This is a genomic window from Variovorax sp. P1_H12_2 (genome assembly GCF_056405335.1).
Window position 1 is genome coordinate 1 of record NZ_JBFUCI010000016.1, and the last position, 16,681, is coordinate 16,681.

Below are 16,681 nucleotides of genomic sequence, written 5' to 3' on the forward strand. Positions count from 1 at the left end.
GGGCCGGGTCCGCCGGCGGCCGGCCCGAATCGCCGTAGCCTCGCAGGTCGAGCAGGACGACCGTGAATTGTTCGGCCAGCCGAGGCGCCACGCGGTGCCAGTTCGCATGGGTCTGCGGATGGCCGTGCAGCAGCAGCAGGGGCGCCCCGCTGCCGCCGATGCGGCCGTGCAGGCGCACGCCGTCGCGCGACAGGTCGAAGGGGGAGAAGGCGTCGAACATGCGAACGATTGTGCGTTGCGCGGCATGCAGCGGCAAGCAACAATCAGCCAATTGATAATTTCCCGAATGGCAGGAATGGAACGCAGTGACCTGGAACTCGTGCTGGCGGTCCGCAACCGCGGCAGCCTGGCCGGCGCCGCCCAGGCGCTGGACGTCGTGCCCTCGGTCGTGACCAAGCGGCTCGGTGCGCTGGAGGCACGGCTGGGCCAGCGGCTGTTCGAGCGCACCACGCGCCGGCTCAGCGTCACCGCGGAAGGCGAAGCCGTGTGCCAGCACGCCAAGGGCCTGCTCGAAGGCTTCGCCGCCCTCGAGAACGAACTCGGCGAGCGGCAGCGCGATCTGGTGGGCACGGTGCGGCTGGTCGGCACCTTCGGCTTCGGCCGGCGCTGGCTCGGCCCGGCGCTGGCGCACTTCAACCAACAGCACCCCGGCCTGGAGATCCAGYTGACGCTGGCCGAAAAGCTGCCGGACCTGGGTGCCGATGGCTATGACGGCGCGGTCTGGCTGTGGGCCCCGCAGCATCGCCGCGCCGGCGACTGGGTCACGCGGCGCATCGCCCGCAACCAGCGCGTGCTGGCGGCGAGCCCGGACTACCTCGCGCGCCGCGGCACACCGGTGGATGTCGCCGCGCTGGCACGGCACGACTGCCTGGTCGCGCGCGAGAACAGCGAGGGCAACGAGCGCGAGTTCGCGCTCTGGACCCTGCGCCACGCCAGGGATGGTGCGACGGCTCGGGTGCGGGTGCGCGGCCCGCTCGCGAGCAATTCGGGCGAGATGGTGCGCGATTGGTGCCTGGCCGGCCACGGCATCATGCTGCGCAGCCTCTGGGACATCGCACCGCAGCTCGCAACGGGCGAACTGGTGCGCGTGCTGCCGCCGTTCGCGATGCCGGATGCGGACATCCAGTGGGTCGCGCCCTGGCGTCCGAAGACCCCGCGCCGCGTCCGGCTCCTGATCGACTTCCTGGTCGAGCGGTTCAGGGGCGAACCCTGGAAAGAAGCTAGCGCCTGACGACCAGGCTGACGCCGACCGCGGTGATCGCGATGCCCGCCAGCGTCAAGGCCGTGATCGGCTCCGAGAACAGCAGCCAGGCCATCACGGCGGTGCACGGCGGCACCAGGTACAGAAGGCTGGTGACCGCGGTGGCCGTGCCGCGCTGGATCAGCATGTAGAGCAGCGAGCTGCCGCCCAGCGACAGGGCCAGCACCGACCACGCCATCGCACCGCCGGAGGCCAGGTTCCACTGGATCGGGTCGACCTCCAGCGCGGCCAGGGGCAAGGTCGCGAGCAAGGCGGCGCCGAGCTGGATCGCGCTCGCGCTGCGGACATCGCAGGGCGCGAGAAAGCGCTTCTGGTACAGGGTGCCGGCGGTGATCGAGAACAGCGCCGCGAGCGCCAGCGCCATGGTCAGCGCATTGACCTCCCCGCCCTGCCCCAGCTTGCGCGAGACCACCATCACCAGCCCCGCGAAACCGAGGAAGAGGCCGGCCCACTGCGAGCGCGTGACGGTGCCGCCGCGCATCGACAGCCAGATCGCCGTGAGCACGGGCTGGATGCTGACCAGCAGCGCGGCCAGGCCCGAACCCATGCCGGCGCGCACGGCCGCCCAGACGCCACCGAGATAGCCGGCCTGCATCAGCACGCCGGTCACGGCCAGGTGCGCCCACTGCGCGCGATCGCGCGGCCAGGCGACACGCGCCCACCGGACCCAGACCAGGAAGCAGACCACCGAGAGCGCAAAGCGCACCGCGAGGAACTTGAGCGGCGGGGCGTAGGGCATGCCGTAGCGCGCCACGATGAAGCCGGTGCTCCAGATGAGCACGAAGACCGCCGGCATCGCCCGCAGCCAGCCCGCCGACCGGGCCGCGGCGGTCATTTGGCGCGGGCCCGGATCTCGGGAATCGCCTTTTGCAGGTAATAGACCATCGACCAGACCGTGAGCACGGCCGAGATCCAGATCAGCCACTGGCCCCATGTGCCGGTGTCGATCGCGCCGAACAGGACGCCGTCGAAGAGCAGGAACGGGATCGCCACCATCTGCACCACGGTCTTGACCTTGCCGACCATGTGGACCGCGACGCTCTTGCTGGCACCGATCTGCGCCATCCATTCGCGCAGCGCCGAGATCGCGATCTCGCGGCCGATGATGATCAACGCCACGAAGACATCGGCGCGGTTCAGGTGGACCAGCACCAGCAGCGAGGCGCAGACCAGGAACTTGTCGGCCACCGGATCGAGAAAGGCGCCGAAGGCCGAGGTCTGCTTCAGGCGGCGCGCCAGGAAGCCGTCGAGCCAGTCGGTGGCCGCGAAGAYGATGAACATCACCGTGGCGATCAGGTTGCGCATCGGCTCGGCCAAAGGCAGGTAGAACACGCCCACGATCAAGGGAATCGCGACGATGYGCGTCCAGGTCATGATCGTCGGCAAGGTCCAGAACATGGCGGCGATTGTGTCATGACGGATGAAGCTCTCCCCCCAGGTTGGCTCACTTCGCTGCCGCCGGCCGAATTCAATGGAGGGCGCGATAGATCTCCTCGGCCAGGTCGAAGGCGATGCCGTCGACCGAGGCGATGTCCTCCACGCTCGCCGCCGCCACGCCGCGAATGCCGCCGAAACGCTGCAGCAGGCGCGCGCGCCGCTTGGGGCCGATGCCCGGGATGTCCTCGAGCTGGCTGCCGCCGACCCGCACCTTGGCCCGCTTGGCGCGCATGCCGGTGATCGCGAAGCGGTGGGCCTCGTCGCGAATCTGCGCCACCAGCATCAGGGCGGCCGAATCGCGGCCGAGGTAGACCTTCTCGCGGCCGTCGGCGAACACCAGCTCCTCGAGGCCGACCTTGCGGCCCTCGCCCTTCTCGACCCCGACGATGAGCGACAGCGGCAAGCCCAGTTCGCCGAACACCTCGCGCGCCATCGACACCTGGCCCTTGCCGCCATCGACCAGCACCAGTTCGGGCATGCGGGCCGAGCGAGTGCCCGGCTTGGGGTCGGAGCCCGCGCCGTCCGCGTCGCCGGCCGTCGGCGAATCGGTCTCGGCCGCCATCGCCTCGGCCAGCTTGCCGTAGCGGCGGTGCAGCACCTGGCGCATCGCCGCATAGTCGTCGCCCGGCGTGATGCCCTCGATGTTGTAGCGCCGGTACTCGCGGTTCTGCATCGCGTGATGCTCGAACACCACGCACGAGGCCTGGGTCGCCTCGCCCGCGGTGTGCGAGATGTCGAAGCATTCGACGCGGAAGTTGTCGAGGTCGTCGGGGGCCAGCTCGAGCGCATCCACCAGCGCGCGCGTGCGCGCCTGCTGCGAACCCTCTTCCGCGAGCAGGCGGGCGAGCTGGAGCCCGGCGTTCTTGCACGCCATCTCGAGCCACAGCCGGCGCTGCTCGCGCGGATGGAACACCGCCGTGATGCGGGTGCCGGACTGCTGCGACACGGCCTCGATCAGTTCGCGGCTCACGAGCTCGCTGAGCACCAGCGTGGCTGGCACCGGCACGTCGATGTAGTGCTGGGCGATGAAGGCTTCGAGCACCTGCACTTCCACCGCATCGGCCGGCGGCGGGCCGTCGTCGCCCTCGGCTTCGGCGTGCTGCATCTGCGCCGCATCCTCCACATGCACCGGGAAGTAGGCCCGATCCCCCAGGTGCCGGCCGCCGCGCACCATGGCGAGGTTCACGCAGGCGCGGCCGCCCTGCACCTTGACCGCCAGGATGTCGACATCCTTGTCCGAGGCGATCTCGATCGACTGCTGGTGCAGCACCCGCGACAGTGCCGACATCTGGTTGCGCAGTTCGGCCGCCTGCTCGAATTCGAGCTTCTCGGCATGGGCCATCATGCGCGCCTCGAGCTGGGTCAGCACGGCCTGCGTGTCGCCCATCAGGAAGGCTTCGGCATTGGCCACGTCCTGGGCGTAGGCCTCGGGCCCGATGTGGCCCACGCAGGGCGCGGTGCAGCGCTTGATCTGGTAGAGCAGGCAGGGCCGGGTGCGGTTAGCATAGACCGTGTCCTCGCAGGTGCGCAGCTTGAAGACCTTCTGCAGCAGCTGGATCGATTCCTTCACGGCCCAGGCGCTCGGGTAGGGGCCGAAGTAGCGATCCTTGCGGTCGACCGCGCCGCGGTAGTAGGCCAGGCGCGGAAAGGCGTGGGAGGCGATCTTGAGATACGGGTAGCTCTTGTCGTCGCGAAACAGGATGTTGTAGCGCGGCTTGAGCGACTTGATCAGGTTGTTCTCGAGCAGCAGCGCCTCGGCCTCGGAGCGCACCACGGTGGTCTCCATGCGGACGATCTTCGAGATCATGTGGCCGATTCGCGTGCCGCCGTGGCTCTTCTGGAAGTAGTTCGCCACCCGCTTCCGGAGATTGCGCGCCTTGCCCACGTAGAGCACCGCGCCCGCGGCGTCGAAATAGCGGTAGACGCCAGGCAACTGCGGCAATGCCGCCACTTCGCTGAGGAGCTGGTCGGAATGCGCGGGTCGGGTCTCTGACATCGCCCTCATTGTGGCGCGGCGGCCACCAGCACCGGCTCGCAGCGGACATCGGTCTTGACCAAGTTGGCGATGAAGCACTGGTCGTGCGCCGAGTGATGCATCGCCTCGTGCTGCTCCCGCGACGGCAGGGAGTCGCCCGAGAACTGCACCTCCGGATGCAGGGTGACGACGGTCATCGCGATCTTGCCGTCGGCCGTGTGGCCCATCCGGCCGCTGGCGCTGTCGGCATAGCGCTCGACACAGAAGCCGCGGGACGCCGCGATCGACAGGAACCACAGCATGTGGCAGCTCGACAGCGAGGCGACGAAAGCCTCCTCGGGATCGACCCCGGAGGGGTCCGAGAGCGGCACCGGCACCACATGCGGCGAGGAAGATCCGACCCACTCGGCGCCGCCGTCGAAGCGGATCGTGTGGCGGCGGCTGTATCGGTTGCCGACGAAATCCTGGCCGCCGCGGAGCCAGAGGATGTCGGCCGAGTGATGTGCCATGGGCGCTGTCTCCGGTGTCTTCATGAGGGGCTGTAGAGTATCCCGCGATGCGCTGGGATATTTTTTGCAAGGTGATCGACAACCATGGCGACGTCGGCGTCTGCTGGCGCCTCGCGGCCGCCCTGGCCGGGCAAGGCGACACGGTTCGGCTGTGGATCGACGACCCGGCGGCCCTGGCGTGGATGGCGCCCGGCGGCTGCGAGGGCGTCGCGGTCGTCCCGTGGACGCCGGCCGGCGCCGCGCAGGCGGCCGCCGCGGCCCCGGCGCCCGACGTGCTGATCGAGGCCTTCGGCTGCGATCCGGCACCCGAAGCCATCGCCCGGTTCGCCGAACAAAGGCGACAGGATGGCGCCAGCCGCCGCTGGATCAATCTGGAATACCTCTCGGCCGAGCCTTATGTCGAGCGGCTGCACGGCCTCCCCTCGCCCGTGTTCCGGGAACCCGGCGCCGGCCTGACCAAGCACTTCTACTATCCGGGCTTCACCGGGCGCACGGGCGGGGTGCTGCGCGAACCGGGCCTGCTGGCGCAGCGCGAGCGCTTCGACCGCGCCGCCTGGCTGCAGCGCCAGGGCATCGCCTGGCAAGGCGAGCGGCTGGTTTCGTTGTTCTGCTACGAGCCGCCGGCGCTCGATGCGCTGCTGGCGCAGTTCGAAAGTGCGGCCGAACCGACCCGGCTGCTGGTGACCGCCGGGCGCGCCAGCGCCGCGCTGCCGCCCGGCCCGGCCCGGCGCGGCGCCCTCTCCATCACCTGGCTGCCCGCCCTGCCGCAGCCGGACTTCGACCGCCTGCTCTGGGCCTGCGACCTCAATTTCGTCCGCGGCGAGGACTCGCTGGTGCGCGCGCTCTGGGCCGGCGCCCCTTTCGTCTGGCAGATCTATCCGCAGGACGACGATGCCCACCACAGCAAGCTCGATGCCTTCCTGGACTGGCTGGAGGCGCCCCCTTCGCTGCGCGGATTCCACCATCTCTGGAGCGGCATCGGCGACGGCGAACTGCCGGTTCTGGACCGGGCGACCCTTGGATCCTGGGCATCGGCGAGCCTGGCGGCGCGCTCTCGCCTGCTCGGGCAAGAGGACCTTTTGACCCGCCTGCAGCGTTTCATCGCCCAAAAAAGCTAAAATTGCGAGCTTTGCGGAATTCCGGCGCCGAGTCAGCTTCGCTGGCTTCGTCAGTCGCAGCTTCCGCTGAACCCGCCGCGGTGCATGTGCAACGAGCGGCTTCTTACATCCAGAGACCCCTGTTTATGAAAATCGCTCAAGAAATCCGCGCCGGCAACGTGATCATGCACGGCAAGGACCCGATGGTCGTCCTCAAGACCGAATACAGCCGCGGCGGCCGCAATTCCGCCACCGTGCGCATGAAGCTCAAGAGCCTGATCGCCAACTTCAACACCGAAGTGGTCTTCAAGGCCGACGACAAGATCGACCAGATCGTGCTCGACAAGAAGGAGTGCACCTACTCCTACTTCGCCGACCCGATGTACGTCTGCATGGACACCGAGTACAACCAGTACGAAGTCGAAGCCGAGAACATGGGCGACTCGCTCAACTACCTCGAGGACGGCATGCCGGTCGAAGTGGTGTTCTACGACGGCAAGGCGATCTCGGTCGAACTGCCGACCAGCGTCGAGCGCGAAATCACCTGGACCGAGCCGGCCGTCAAGGGCGACACCTCGGGCAAGGTCATGAAGCCGGCCAAGATTTCCACGGGCTTCGATATCGGCGTGCCGCTGTTCGTCGCCCAGGGCGACCGGATCGAGATCGACACCCGCACGGGCGAATACCGCAAGCGCGTCTGAATGGCCGCCACTCACGAAAGAAAAGGCTCCCGCGGGAGCCTTTTTTGCGTGTGGCCGTCCGCGTGACCTTCCCCAGGCCCGAAACCTGCAACGCGCACAATCCAGAACCCGCTTTTGCCTGCACGACCATGGACAACAACAGCACACACGACCTTCACGACAAGCGGCTCGCCGACGCCTGGGCCACCCTGCAGTCCCACGCGGACAAGGGGTTGCCGCTGCATACCGACCCCTCGCGGCTGGCGTTCGCCGACCCCGAGTTCCTGCTGCGCCGCGAGACCCGCGGCCTGCGCATGCAGCTCGAGCTCATGAAACCCGACATCGAGATGCGCGCCCACGGCATCGAGAACACGGTGGTGGTCTTCGGCAGCGCGCGCTTTCGCAGCGAGGAGGAGTCGGGCGCACTGATCGCACAGGCCGATGCCGCCGGCGACAGCGTGGCCGCGGAACGCTGGCGCAAGCTGGCACGCAGCTCGCACTACTACGAKAAGGCGCGCGCCTTCGGCAAGCTGGTGGCCCAATACAGCAATGACTGCGACCCGGAGGACAAGCTCTTCGTCTGCACCGGCGGCGGCCCCGGCATCATGCAGGCGGCCAATCGCGGCGCCTACGAAGGCGGCGGGATCTCGGTCGGGCTGGCGATCGCGCTGCCGATGGAAGAGGAAGCCAACCCCTACGTGACGCCGGCGCTGAGCTTCAAGTTCCACTATTTCGCGATCCGCAAGATGCATTTCATGATGCGGGCGAAGGCGCTGGTGGCCTTTCCGGGCGGCTTCGGCACGCTGGACGAACTGTTCGAGGTCATCACGCTGGTCCAGACCCGCAAGGCCAAGCCGGTGCCGATCGTGCTTTTCGGCTCGGACTACTGGAAGCAGCTGATCAACTTCGAGTTTCTCGCCGAGGAAGGCGTGATCTCGCCCAACGACGTGAAGCTGATCGAGTACGTCGACGCACCCGCCGACGCCTGGGACACCATCAAGCGCTTCTACAAGCTCTGACCGGGGCGCTCAGGCCCGGTCGTCTTCGGGGCGAAGCGCCTGCTGCGCCAGCCCCGCCATCGACGCTTCAGACCTTCAAGCCCCAGGTCGCACGCGCCCCGAGGGCGAGCACGCCTCCCACCACCCAGAACACCCCTGCGATCCCGATCAGGGCGCCGAGCGAGCCGAACAGCATCGGCATCGCCACGCTCGATGCATTGATGGTCATCAGCCGCAGGCCCAGCGCCTCGCCATGCCGCGCATGCGGCGTGATCTGGTGCAGCATGCTCATCACCATCGGCTGCACCGCCCCGAGCGCGAAGCCGAGGATCACCGAGCACAGGCCCATGGTCAGGGCCGAGTCGAGCAACGGATAGACCGCAAACACCAGCGCCGTGACCACCGTGGAGCTCAGGATCACGCTGCGCTCCGACGCCCGCGAGGCGATCAGGGGCAGCACCACGCGGATGGCGGCCGCCGCGATGGCGAAGGCGCCGAGGATGGAGCCGATCACCGAAGCGCTGATGCCCCGCTCGTGGCCCAGCACCGGCAGCACGAAGGCGTGGACATCCCAGCTCGACGACTGCAGCCAGTTGACGAACAGCAGGCGGCGGAACATCGGTTCGCGCAGCAGGTCCCACGCGCGGGTCTGCGCGGCACCCGCCGCCGGGGCGGTCCGCGGCGGCTCGTGCGCGCCGCGCGCGAGCATCCAGCAGATGAGCGGCAGGGCCGCCATGACCGCGAACGACACCCGGTAGGCCAGCAGGTCCGCCGGTGCGCGGCCGGCGTGGTCGATCAGCATGCCGGCCAGGAAAGGCCCGACGAAGTTGGCCACCGCGGGCGCGATCGCCAGCCAGCTGAACACGCGCTTGAGCTGCGTGGCGTTGGTGGCGGAGCGTCCCACGTGCCGCTGCAGCGCGATGACCGTCGCGCCGGTGGCGCCGCCGGTCAGCAAGGCGGCGAGGCACATGACCGGAAACACCGGGAAGACCACCACCAGCCCGGCACCGGCCGACGCCGCGAGGACCGACAGCCACAGCGGCCGCTTGAACCCGTGCCGGTCGGCGAAGCGCCCCGCCGGCAGGGCCAGGAACACCTGGGTCAGCGCGAACAGCGCGATCAGCACGCCGACCGCGGCCGCGCTGTGCCCCTGTTGCAACGCCAGCAGCGGTGTGGCGAGACGCATGCCCGCCATCGTGGCATGCAGGCACACCTGGGCGCCGATGACGCGCAGCAGTTCGGAACCTTTCACGGGAGGTCGTCGCCCTCGCTGTCGGCCGTCGGAGGCAGCAGCACCTGCGACTGCGCCTCGGGCAGCGCCTCGACCTTGCGCAGCGCAAGCCGCATCTGCTTGGCGCGGGTGTCGGCCTTGTCGAGCGTGTCGGAGGCTTTGGCCACCTGCTCCTTGATGCGCGCCACCCATTCGCCGTAGCGCTCGAATTCGGTCTTGACCGCCCCGAGCACCTTCCAGACCTCGGAGGCCTGGTGTTCCAGCGCCAGCGTGCGAAAGCCCATGTGCAGGCTGTTGAGCATCGCCAGCAGCGTGGTCGGTCCGGCCAGGGTCACACGGTGCTGGCGCTGGATGGCGTCCATCAGGCCGGGCCGGCGCAGCACTTCGGCATAGAGGCTCTCGACCGGCAGGAACAGGATCGCGAAATCGGTGGTGTGCGGCGCCGCCAGGTAGTTCTCGGCGATCGAGCGGGCCTCGCTGCGGATGCGCGCCTCCAGCGCCTTGGCCGCCAGCTCGGCGGCGGGGCCATCGGCGCGCTCGTGGGCGTCGAGCAGGCGCTCGTAGTCGTCACGCGGGAACTTGGCGTCGATCGGCAGCCAGACCGGCGCGCCATCGCCGCCGCGGCCCGGAAAGCGGATCGCGAAGTCGACCCGCTGGCCGCTGCGCGGCTTGGTCTCGACCTGGCGCGCGTACTGCTCGGCGGTCAGCACCTGCTCGAGCAGCGCCTCGAGCTGCACCTCGCCGAACACGCCGCGGGTCTTCACGTTGGTCAGCACGCGCTGCAGGCTGCCGACGCCGACGGCCAGAGACTGCATCTCGCCCAGGCCCTTGTGCACCTGCTCGAGCCGGTCGGCCACCTGCTTGAAGCTCTCGCCGAGCCGGGCCTCGAGGGTGCTCTGCAGCTTCTCGTCGACCGTCTTGCGCATCTCGTCGAGCTTGGCGGTGTTGCTCTGCTGCAGCTGCGCGAGCTGGGTTTCCATGGTCGCGCGCACCTCGGCGAGCCGGCGCGCATTCGCCTCGCTCAAACCCTGGAGCTGCGTGTTCAAGGTGTCGGCCAGCGTCTTCTGGAGCAGCGCGAGCTGCTGCGCGAAGGCGTCGATCTGCGCGTTCTGCGTGCGCGTGGATTCCGCGCCCTGGTGCAGCAGCGCCCGCTGGAAGGTGGCGAAGGCCTGCGCGGTTTCCTGTCGCGCGCCGCGCGCGGAATCGCTGATCTCGTGGCGCAGTTCGCGCTCGACGCGTTCGTTGCCGGCGCCCAGGGCGGCGATCAGCGCCGAGGGGTCGGGAACCGGTGCCGGGCGCAGCAGCAGCCACAGCACGAGGATGAAATTCAGGGCCGCGAGGGCCAGCAGGATCCAGGTCTCGATCACGGGCGTCAGTGGCCCGCAAGCACGGCAGGATTCAACGGCGTGACCGGCTTGCCGTCGACCAGGAAGCCGATCAGGTTGTCGACCGCCAGGTCGGCCATCGCGCGCCGTGTCGGCACGGTCGCGCTCGCGATGTGGGGCGTCAGCACGACATTGGGCACGGTGAGCAGGTCGGGGTGCACCCTGGGCTCGCCCTCGAAGACGTCGAGACCGGCGGCGGCGATGCGGCCGTCGCGCAAGGCGGCGGCGAGCGCCGCGTCGTCGACGATGCCGCCGCGCGCGACGTTGATCAGCGTCGCGGTCGGCTTCATGAGCGCCAGCTCGGCGGCGCCGATGGTGTGGTGCGAGGCCGGCGTGTAGGGCACCACGAGCACGACATGGTCGGCGGTCTTGAGGAGTTCTTCCTTGCTCGCGTAGCTGGCCTTGCATTCGGCCTCGAGCCCGGCGTCGAGACGCGAGCGGTTGTGGTAGATCACCTTCATGCCGAAGCCGAGGGCGCCGCGCCGCGCGATGCCCTGCCCGATCCGGCCCATGCCGATGATGCCGAGCGTCGAGCCATGGATGTCGGAGCCCGAGAACATGTCGTAGCTCCATTTCTTCCACTTGCCGGCGCGCAGGAAATGCTCGCTCTCGGCGATCCGCCGCGCGGTCGCCATCAGGAGCGCGAAGCCGAAGTCGGCCGTGGTCTCGGTCAGCACGTCCGGCGCGTTGGTGCCGAGCACGCCGCGCGCGGTCATGGCGTCGAGGTCGAAGTTGTTGTAGCCGACCGCCATGTTGGCGCAGATCCTGAGCTCGGGGCAGGCCGCGAGCAGTGCGGCGTCGATGCGCTCGCTGCCGGTGGTGAACACGCCCTGCTTGCCCTGCAGCTTCCCGATCAGCTGGGCCGGGCTCCAGTCTTCATCGTTGGGATTGGACTCGACCTCGAAATGCGCCTCGAGCCGGGCGATGGTCTCGGGGAAGATCGAACGGGCGACGAGGACTTTGGCTTTGGTCATGGTCAACGGAAGAAGATGAGGGTGGTGAGGACGAACAGCGGAATCAGGATCGCACCCGACCACAGCATGTAGCCGAAGAAGCTGGGCATCCGCACGCCGCGGCTCTCTGCGATCGCCTTGACCATCAGGTTGGGCGCGTTGCCGATGTAGGTGTTGGCGCCCATGAAGACGGCGCCGGCGGAAATCGCCGCCAGCGTCGTCGCGTAGGTTGTCATCAGCGCCTGCGGATCGCCGCCGGCGGTGTTGAAGAACACCAGGTAGGTCGGCGCGTTGTCGAGGAAGGAGCTCAGGATGCCGGTGGCCCAGAAGTACATCGCCGGGTCGGGTTGGCCGTCGGGCCGGGTCACGGCCGAGACGATCGCGCCGAAGGGGCCGTCCCGGCCGGCCTTGAGCATCGCGATCACCGGCACGATGGTCAGGAAGATACCCGCGAACAGCTTGGCCACCTCGGCCATCGGGCCCCAGCCGAACTGGTTGTCGGCATGCACCTTGGGCGCGGTGAGCTTGAGCGACAGCAGCGTGAGCGCGACCAGGCCGACGTCGCGCACGATGCCCGGCAGCCCGACCACGGTGCCTTGGATGTCGAAGCTCACGGGCGATTTCCAGACCCCGCTGAGCAGCACCAGGAACAGCACGCCGCCCAGCAGCCAGAAATTGACCACACCGTCGAAGCCGAGGCTGCGGGTGTCGGGCGTCGGGTCGAAGGGCGTGACGCCCTCATGCCGGAAGTAAAAGCGGTCGAGCGCATAGAACAGCGCCAGCAGCGCGCCGACCACGAACAGGGTGTCGGGCAGGATGTTCTGCGCGGTCCAGAAGAAGTCGACGCCCTTCAGGAAACCGAGGAACAGCGGCGGGTCGCCCAGCGGCGTCAGCGAGCCGCCGACGTTCGAGACGATGAAGATGAAGAACACGACCACGTGCACCTTGTGCTTGCGGTTGTCGTTGGCGCGGATCAGCGGCCGGATCAGCAGCATCGAGGCGCCGGTGGTGCCCATCAGGCTCGCCAGCACCGCGCCGATCGCGAGGATCGCGGTGTTCAGGCCCGCCGAGCCGCGCAGGTTGCCGCGGATGTGGATGCCGCCGGCCACCGCGTACAGGGCCGCGAGCAGGATGATGAACGGGATGTACTCGGCCAGCAGCGCATGGACCAGTTGGGCCCCGGCCTGCGGAGCGCCATGGATCAGGCCGAAGGGCAGCAGGAAGGCCAGCGACCAGGCCGCCGACACCTTGCCGTAGTGGTGGTGCCAGAACGAAGGCGCCAGCAGCGGCAGCAGCGCGATCGACAGCAGGATGCCGGCGAAGGGCACGCCCCACAACGGCGACAGGCTGCCGCCATCGAAATCGGCGGCGGCGGCCAGCGCCGGGAAGGCCATCGTCAGCGAGCCGGCCGCCAGCAGGCGCAGCCAGCGGCTGGAAAACCGTGCGGCCCTCATGCGACGGGCTGCGCAATCTCGAAGACCTGGCGCAGATAGGCCAGGTATCGCTCGTCCTCGCACATGTTCTTGGACGGGGTGTCCGAGAGCTTGGCCACCGGCTGGTCGTTGCAGCGGATCATCTTGATGACGATCTGCAGCGGCTCGTAGCCGAGGTCGTTGGTCAGGTTGGTGCCGATGCCGAAGGCCAGCTGGCAGCGGCCGCGGAACTGCTGGTAGAGCTCGATGGTCTTGGGCACGGTGAGGCCGTCACTGAAGATCAGCGTCTTGGTCAGCGGATCGACCCGGTTGGCGATGTAGTGGGCCAGCATGCGCTCGCCCCACTGGAAGGGATCGCCGCTGTCGTGGCGCGCGCCGTCGAAGAGCTTGCAGAAATAAAGGTCGAAGTCGCGCAGGAAGGCGGTCATGCCGTAGACGTCGGACAGCGCGATGCCGAGGTCGCCGCGGTATTCCCGGGCCCACGACTCGAAGCCGAAGATCTGGCTGTCGCGCAGCCGCGGACCCAGGGCCTGGCAGGCCTGCAGGTACTCGTGCGCCATGGTGCCGAGGGGGATCAGGCCGAGCTTCATCGCGTAGAGCACGTTGCTGGTGCCGGCGAGCTGCGGCAGCTTCGACATCGCGTGCAGCGGCGCTGGCGTGGTGACCGCGCCGAGCCGGCCGGCCAGCGTGCGCAGCACCTCTTCATGCCAGTCCTTGGAGAAGCGCCGGCGGGTGCCGTAGTCGGCGATCTTGAGGTCGGCGAGCTTGTCGTCCTGCAGCTGGGCGATCTTGGTCTCCAGCCGGCGCCGGCCTTCGGCGAGGTCCGGCTGCGGCTGGGTGTTGCGGAAGTACACCTCGTTGACGATCGCCAGCACCGGGATCTCGAACAGGATCGTGTGCAGCCACGGCCCCTTGATGCTGATCTCCAGATCGCCCGAGGGCTGCGGCACGATGTCGATGTACTTCTCGTTGAGGCGGAACAGCCCGAGGAAGTCGACGAAGTCGCTCTTGATGAAGCGCATCGAGCGCAGGTAGCTCAGCTCGGGTTCGCGAAACTGCAGCGAGCAGAGATGCCGCACCTCTTCGCGGATCTGTACCGCGAAGCGCGCCAGGTCGATGCCGGGGTTGCGGCACTTGAACCGGTACTCCACCCGCGCGCCCGGAAAGTGGTGCAGGACCACCTGCATCATCGTGAACTTGTAGAGGTCGGTATCGAGCAGGCTGTGAATGATCATGGTGCGGCGCGCTGGTCTCCGGATTTCGGTGTGCGTTCGATTATCACGGGCCGCGTCGGCAAGTGCCTACGGTCCCTTCCCCGGGCGTCCTACCAGGGCGACAGCGGCGTCAAGCGAGAGTGTCCTCACGCCGGCCAGCAAGCGCTCCGGTCGGCGAGCAACCATCTGAAACTGAAGGAGATACGTCATGAACAAGGACACCGTCGAAGGCAACTGGAAGCAGTTCAAGGGCAAGGTCAAGGAGCAATGGGGCAAGTTGACCGACGACGATTTCGACGTCATCGCCGGCAAGCGCGACCAATTGCTGGGCCGCATCCAGGAACGCCACGGCATCAGCCGGGAGGAGGCCGAGAAGCAGGTCGCCGACTGGGAAAGCCGCGATGGCCGCAGCCCCTCGGAGATCTGGACGGAGCGGCTCTGAAGGACGACGCCCGCCTCGTCACACCCAATGCTTAACTCTGGAGAACACCCGATGAAAAAACATTTCCTGATGCTCGCCATCGCATCGGCCTGCCTGGTCGCCGGCCAGGCCAGCGCCATGACCTCGGACGAATACAAGGTCGGCAAGGAGAAGATCGAGGCCGACTACAAGGTCGCGAAGGCGCAGTGCGACACGCTGAAGGACAACGCCAAGGACGTCTGCGAGAAGGACGCCAAGGGCAAGGAAAACGTGGCCATGGCCGAGCTCGAGCAGCAATACAAGCCCAGCAAGGCCCATGCCCGCAACGTGGCGGAAGAGAAGGTGAAGGCCGCCTACGCAGTCGCCAAGGAAAAGTGCGACGACCTGAAGGGCGATGCCAAGGACGCTTGCGAGAAGCAGGCGAAGGCCGACGAAGCCAAGGGCATGGCCGAAGTCAAAAAGATGTAATTCACCCCCAGGTTGGCTCACTGCGTGTAGCCGCCCACCCCCTTCCGGGGGCGTCCTCAGCGGCCCGGCGAAGCCGGTTCCGCGAGGACCCTGGAAAGGGGTGTTCTTATTTCAGGTCGTCGACCACGGCCTGCAGGGCGGGCGGCAGCTTGACCGGGCGCTGGGTGGCGCGGTCCACGTAGACGTGAACGAAATGGCCCTGTGCCGCGGCCGTTTCCGCACCTTCGGCGAACAGCGCGATCTCGTAGCGCACGCTGGAACTGCCGGCGTGCGCCACCCGGATGCCCGCCTCCACCGCCTGCGGGAAGGCCAGCGGCGCGAAATAATTGCACTGGGTCTCCACCACGAAACCGACCGTCGTGCCCTGGTGGATGTCCAGCGCCCCGCGCTCGATCAGCAGGGAGTTGACCGCGGTGTCGAACCAGGCGTAGTAGACGACGTTGTTGACATGGCCGTACATGTCGTTGTCGGCCCAGCGCGTCGGGATGCTGCGAAAGCTGCGGTAGCTGCTGCGGGAATGGGGGGACGGTCGAACGCTCATGGCGCGGCATTTTGCCAGCGCCGCCAGTACTCGAGCGCCACCCTGAAGGTGCCCAGCTGCACCTGCACGGTCTCCGAGATATCGCTGGCATAGCCGCCTGCCATGGCGAAGGCCAGCGGAATGCGGCGCTGCCAGGCGAAATCGAAGACCCGGCGGTCGCGCGCCTCCAGGCCGTCGAAGCTCAGCTTGAGACGGCCCAGCCGGTCGCGCTCGAACGGGTCCGCACCCGCCAGATAGATCACCAGGCCGGGCGTGAAGCGCCGCTCCAGCTCGTCGAGCGCCTGCTCCAGCGCGGCCAGGTAGTCGGCGTCGCCGCAGCCGTCAGGCAGTTCCACATCCAGGTCGCTCGCCTCCTTGCGGAACGGAAAGTTCTTCGCGCCGTGCAGCGAGAGCGTGAAGACGCTGGCGTCGTCGCGAAAGATGCTGGCCGTGCCATTGCCCTGGTGCACGTCGAGGTCGATCACCGCCACCCCGAGCGGCAAGCGCCCGCGCCGTCCCTGCTCGGCCTGCATCAGCCGCGCGGCCACTGCGGCATCGTTGAAGACGCAGAAGCCGCCGCCCTTGCCGGCGCTCGCGTGATGGGTGCCTCCGGCCATGTTAGCCGAGACGCCCTCTCCCAGCGCGGTGCGGCAGGCGGCAATGGTCGCGCCAGCCGACCGGCGCGAGCGCTCGACCATCGCCTCGCTCCATGGAAAGCCGATCTCGCGCATCGCCTCGGGCGCGGCGCTGCCGTTGCTGATGGCCGCGATCCATTGCGGCGTATGGGCCAGCGCCAGCTCGCCGTCGCTGGCACGCGGCGCCTCCATCATCCGGACTTCGGGCAGCCGGGCCTCGAGCCGTTCGCGCAGCAAGGCATAGCGCCCCATCGGGAAGCGATGGCCGGCGGGCAGGGGCAGAACGAACTGGCCGGAATTGAACGCACGCATGCGGAGCATTGTCCGCGGACACGATTTAGAAGGCGCGTTCTAAATTGCTGCACAGCAGCAAAAACCCCTTGTTCGAATCACGCGGCTGTCTATACTTGAGGCCATGCTGCACCGCAACATGAGTGAAGGGGCAGCTCAAAGCGAGATCCGAC

General features: G+C 68.1%; 18 protein-coding genes. 6 read left to right on the top strand and 12 right to left on the bottom strand.

Translation table 11 applies throughout. The annotated features are described in order from the left end of the window. Positions 1-220, bottom strand: a 220-nt coding sequence (locus AC1D2K_RS03360; RefSeq protein WP_478086312.1) for an alpha/beta fold hydrolase, incomplete at its 3' end; no start/stop codon positions are given. A 75-nt stretch (positions 221-295) separates the two neighbouring features. On the opposite strand from AC1D2K_RS03360, the gene AC1D2K_RS03365 reads away from it, so the two are divergent. Continuing rightward, positions 296-1,231 (top strand): LysR family transcriptional regulator, encoded by a 936-nt coding sequence (locus AC1D2K_RS03365; RefSeq protein ID WP_478086313.1) that lies wholly within the window; start codon positions 296-298, stop codon positions 1,229-1,231. Here the strand turns inward: AC1D2K_RS03365 and AC1D2K_RS03370 are convergent. From AC1D2K_RS03370 to AC1D2K_RS03385, 4 genes are all read right to left on the bottom strand, one after another. Beyond that, a complete protein-coding gene (locus tag AC1D2K_RS03370) occupies positions 1,221-2,096 on the bottom strand; it encodes a DMT family transporter (RefSeq protein WP_478086315.1) in 876 nt (291 codons plus the stop codon). The two genes, AC1D2K_RS03365 and AC1D2K_RS03370, sit on opposite strands and share 11 nt — an antisense overlap. Then, a complete protein-coding gene (pgsA, locus tag AC1D2K_RS03375; RefSeq protein WP_478086316.1) occupies positions 2,093-2,659 on the bottom strand; it encodes a CDP-diacylglycerol--glycerol-3-phosphate 3-phosphatidyltransferase in 567 nt (188 codons plus the stop codon). The genes AC1D2K_RS03370 and pgsA overlap by 4 nt, the downstream gene beginning before the upstream one ends. A 70-nt stretch (positions 2,660-2,729) precedes the next feature. Further along, positions 2,730-4,694, bottom strand: coding sequence for an excinuclease ABC subunit UvrC (gene uvrC, locus AC1D2K_RS03380; RefSeq protein WP_478086317.1), 1,965 nt, complete (start codon positions 4,692-4,694; stop codon positions 2,730-2,732). Positions 4,695-4,699: 5 nt separating this feature from the next. Further along, positions 4,700-5,182 carry an OsmC family protein gene (locus AC1D2K_RS03385; protein ID WP_478086319.1) on the bottom strand — a complete coding sequence of 161 codons (483 nt, stop codon included), beginning with the start codon at positions 5,180-5,182 and terminating at the stop codon, positions 4,700-4,702. Positions 5,183-5,229: 47 nt separating this feature from the next. Here AC1D2K_RS03385 and earP point away from each other — a divergent pair, with 47 nt between their 5' ends. The 3 genes from earP (at position 5,230) to AC1D2K_RS03400 (ending at position 7,978) form a co-directional block, all read left to right on the top strand. Then, positions 5,230-6,300 (top strand): elongation factor P maturation arginine rhamnosyltransferase EarP, encoded by a 1,071-nt coding sequence (gene earP / locus AC1D2K_RS03390; protein ID WP_478086320.1) that lies wholly within the window; start codon positions 5,230-5,232, stop codon positions 6,298-6,300. 125 nt (positions 6,301-6,425) lie between these two features. Further along, positions 6,426-6,980, top strand: coding sequence for an elongation factor P (efp, locus tag AC1D2K_RS03395; RefSeq protein ID WP_478086321.1), 555 nt, complete (start codon positions 6,426-6,428; stop codon positions 6,978-6,980). 128 nt (positions 6,981-7,108) lie between these two features. Further along, on the top strand, positions 7,109-7,978 hold the full coding sequence (locus AC1D2K_RS03400) for an LOG family protein (protein WP_478086323.1): 870 nt from the start codon (positions 7,109-7,111) through the stop codon (positions 7,976-7,978). 67 nt (positions 7,979-8,045) lie between these two features. Here AC1D2K_RS03400 and AC1D2K_RS03405 read toward each other — a convergent pair whose 3' ends face one another. From AC1D2K_RS03405 to pncB, 5 genes are read right to left on the bottom strand one after another with little or no spacing between them, the layout of a single operon-like run. Beyond that, positions 8,046-9,209: an MFS transporter gene (locus AC1D2K_RS03405; protein WP_478086325.1), complete on the bottom strand. Its 1,164-nt coding sequence runs from the start codon at positions 9,207-9,209 to the stop codon at positions 8,046-8,048. Beyond that, positions 9,206-10,552, bottom strand: coding sequence for a DNA recombination protein RmuC (locus AC1D2K_RS03410; RefSeq protein WP_478086359.1), 1,347 nt, complete (start codon positions 10,550-10,552; stop codon positions 9,206-9,208). Before AC1D2K_RS03410 ends, AC1D2K_RS03405 begins: the two co-directional genes overlap by 4 nt. A gap of 8 nt (positions 10,553-10,560) precedes the next feature. Further along, positions 10,561-11,547, bottom strand: coding sequence for a 2-hydroxyacid dehydrogenase (locus AC1D2K_RS03415; RefSeq protein WP_478086327.1), 987 nt, complete (start codon positions 11,545-11,547; stop codon positions 10,561-10,563). A gap of 2 nt (positions 11,548-11,549) precedes the next feature. Continuing rightward, complete coding sequence (locus tag AC1D2K_RS03420; protein ID WP_478086328.1) at positions 11,550-12,980, bottom strand: sodium:proton antiporter; 1,431 nt, start codon at positions 12,978-12,980, stop codon at positions 11,550-11,552. Beyond that, positions 12,977-14,194 (bottom strand): nicotinate phosphoribosyltransferase, encoded by a 1,218-nt coding sequence (gene pncB, locus AC1D2K_RS03425; protein ID WP_478086329.1) that lies wholly within the window; start codon positions 14,192-14,194, stop codon positions 12,977-12,979. The genes AC1D2K_RS03420 and pncB overlap by 4 nt, the downstream gene beginning before the upstream one ends. A gap of 187 nt (positions 14,195-14,381) precedes the next feature. Between pncB and AC1D2K_RS03430 the strand changes: the two genes are divergently transcribed. After that, the gene (locus AC1D2K_RS03430) at positions 14,382-14,615 is read left to right on the top strand and encodes a CsbD family protein (RefSeq protein WP_478086330.1); all 234 of its coding nucleotides are present in this window, start codon (positions 14,382-14,384) and stop codon (positions 14,613-14,615) included. A gap of 51 nt (positions 14,616-14,666) precedes the next feature. Continuing rightward, positions 14,667-15,062 (top strand): hypothetical protein, encoded by a 396-nt coding sequence (locus tag AC1D2K_RS03435; protein ID WP_478086332.1) that lies wholly within the window; start codon positions 14,667-14,669, stop codon positions 15,060-15,062. A 106-nt stretch (positions 15,063-15,168) separates the two neighbouring features. Here AC1D2K_RS03435 and AC1D2K_RS03440 read toward each other — a convergent pair whose 3' ends face one another. Both AC1D2K_RS03440 and AC1D2K_RS03445 read right to left on the bottom strand, forming a co-directional pair. Beyond that, positions 15,169-15,603 carry an acyl-CoA thioesterase gene (locus tag AC1D2K_RS03440; RefSeq protein WP_478086333.1) on the bottom strand — a complete coding sequence of 145 codons (435 nt, stop codon included), beginning with the start codon at positions 15,601-15,603 and terminating at the stop codon, positions 15,169-15,171. Continuing rightward, a complete protein-coding gene (locus AC1D2K_RS03445) occupies positions 15,600-16,538 on the bottom strand; it encodes a histone deacetylase family protein (RefSeq protein WP_478086334.1) in 939 nt (312 codons plus the stop codon). The genes AC1D2K_RS03440 and AC1D2K_RS03445 overlap by 4 nt, the downstream gene beginning before the upstream one ends. Positions 16,539-16,681 lie beyond the last annotated feature (143 nt).

Bases quoted from the DNA above. Each gene is read 5' to 3' on its own strand.
- uvrC (WP_478086317.1), bottom strand. From the start codon at position 4,694: ATGTCAGAGACCCGACCCGCGCATTCCGACCAGCTCCTCAGCGAAGTG.
- earP (WP_478086320.1), top strand. From the start codon at position 5,230: ATGCGCTGGGATATTTTTTGCAAGGTGATCGACAACCATGGCGACGTC.
- AC1D2K_RS03430 (WP_478086330.1), top strand. From the start codon at position 14,382: ATGAACAAGGACACCGTCGAAGGCAACTGGAAGCAGTTCAAGGGCAAG.
- AC1D2K_RS03385 (WP_478086319.1), bottom strand. From the start codon at position 5,182: ATGGCACATCACTCGGCCGACATCCTCTGGCTCCGCGGCGGCCAGGAT.
- AC1D2K_RS03445 (WP_478086334.1), bottom strand. From the start codon at position 16,538: ATGCTCCGCATGCGTGCGTTCAATTCCGGCCAGTTCGTTCTGCCCCTG.
- AC1D2K_RS03370 (WP_478086315.1), bottom strand. From the start codon at position 2,096: ATGACCGCCGCGGCCCGGTCGGCGGGCTGGCTGCGGGCGATGCCGGCG.
- AC1D2K_RS03435 (WP_478086332.1), top strand. From the start codon at position 14,667: ATGAAAAAACATTTCCTGATGCTCGCCATCGCATCGGCCTGCCTGGTC.
- AC1D2K_RS03440 (WP_478086333.1), bottom strand. From the start codon at position 15,603: ATGAGCGTTCGACCGTCCCCCCATTCCCGCAGCAGCTACCGCAGCTTT.
- AC1D2K_RS03420 (WP_478086328.1), bottom strand. From the start codon at position 12,980: ATGAGGGCCGCACGGTTTTCCAGCCGCTGGCTGCGCCTGCTGGCGGCC.
- efp (WP_478086321.1), top strand. From the start codon at position 6,426: ATGAAAATCGCTCAAGAAATCCGCGCCGGCAACGTGATCATGCACGGC.
- AC1D2K_RS03415 (WP_478086327.1), bottom strand. From the start codon at position 11,547: ATGACCAAAGCCAAAGTCCTCGTCGCCCGTTCGATCTTCCCCGAGACC.
- pncB (WP_478086329.1), bottom strand. From the start codon at position 14,194: ATGATCATTCACAGCCTGCTCGATACCGACCTCTACAAGTTCACGATG.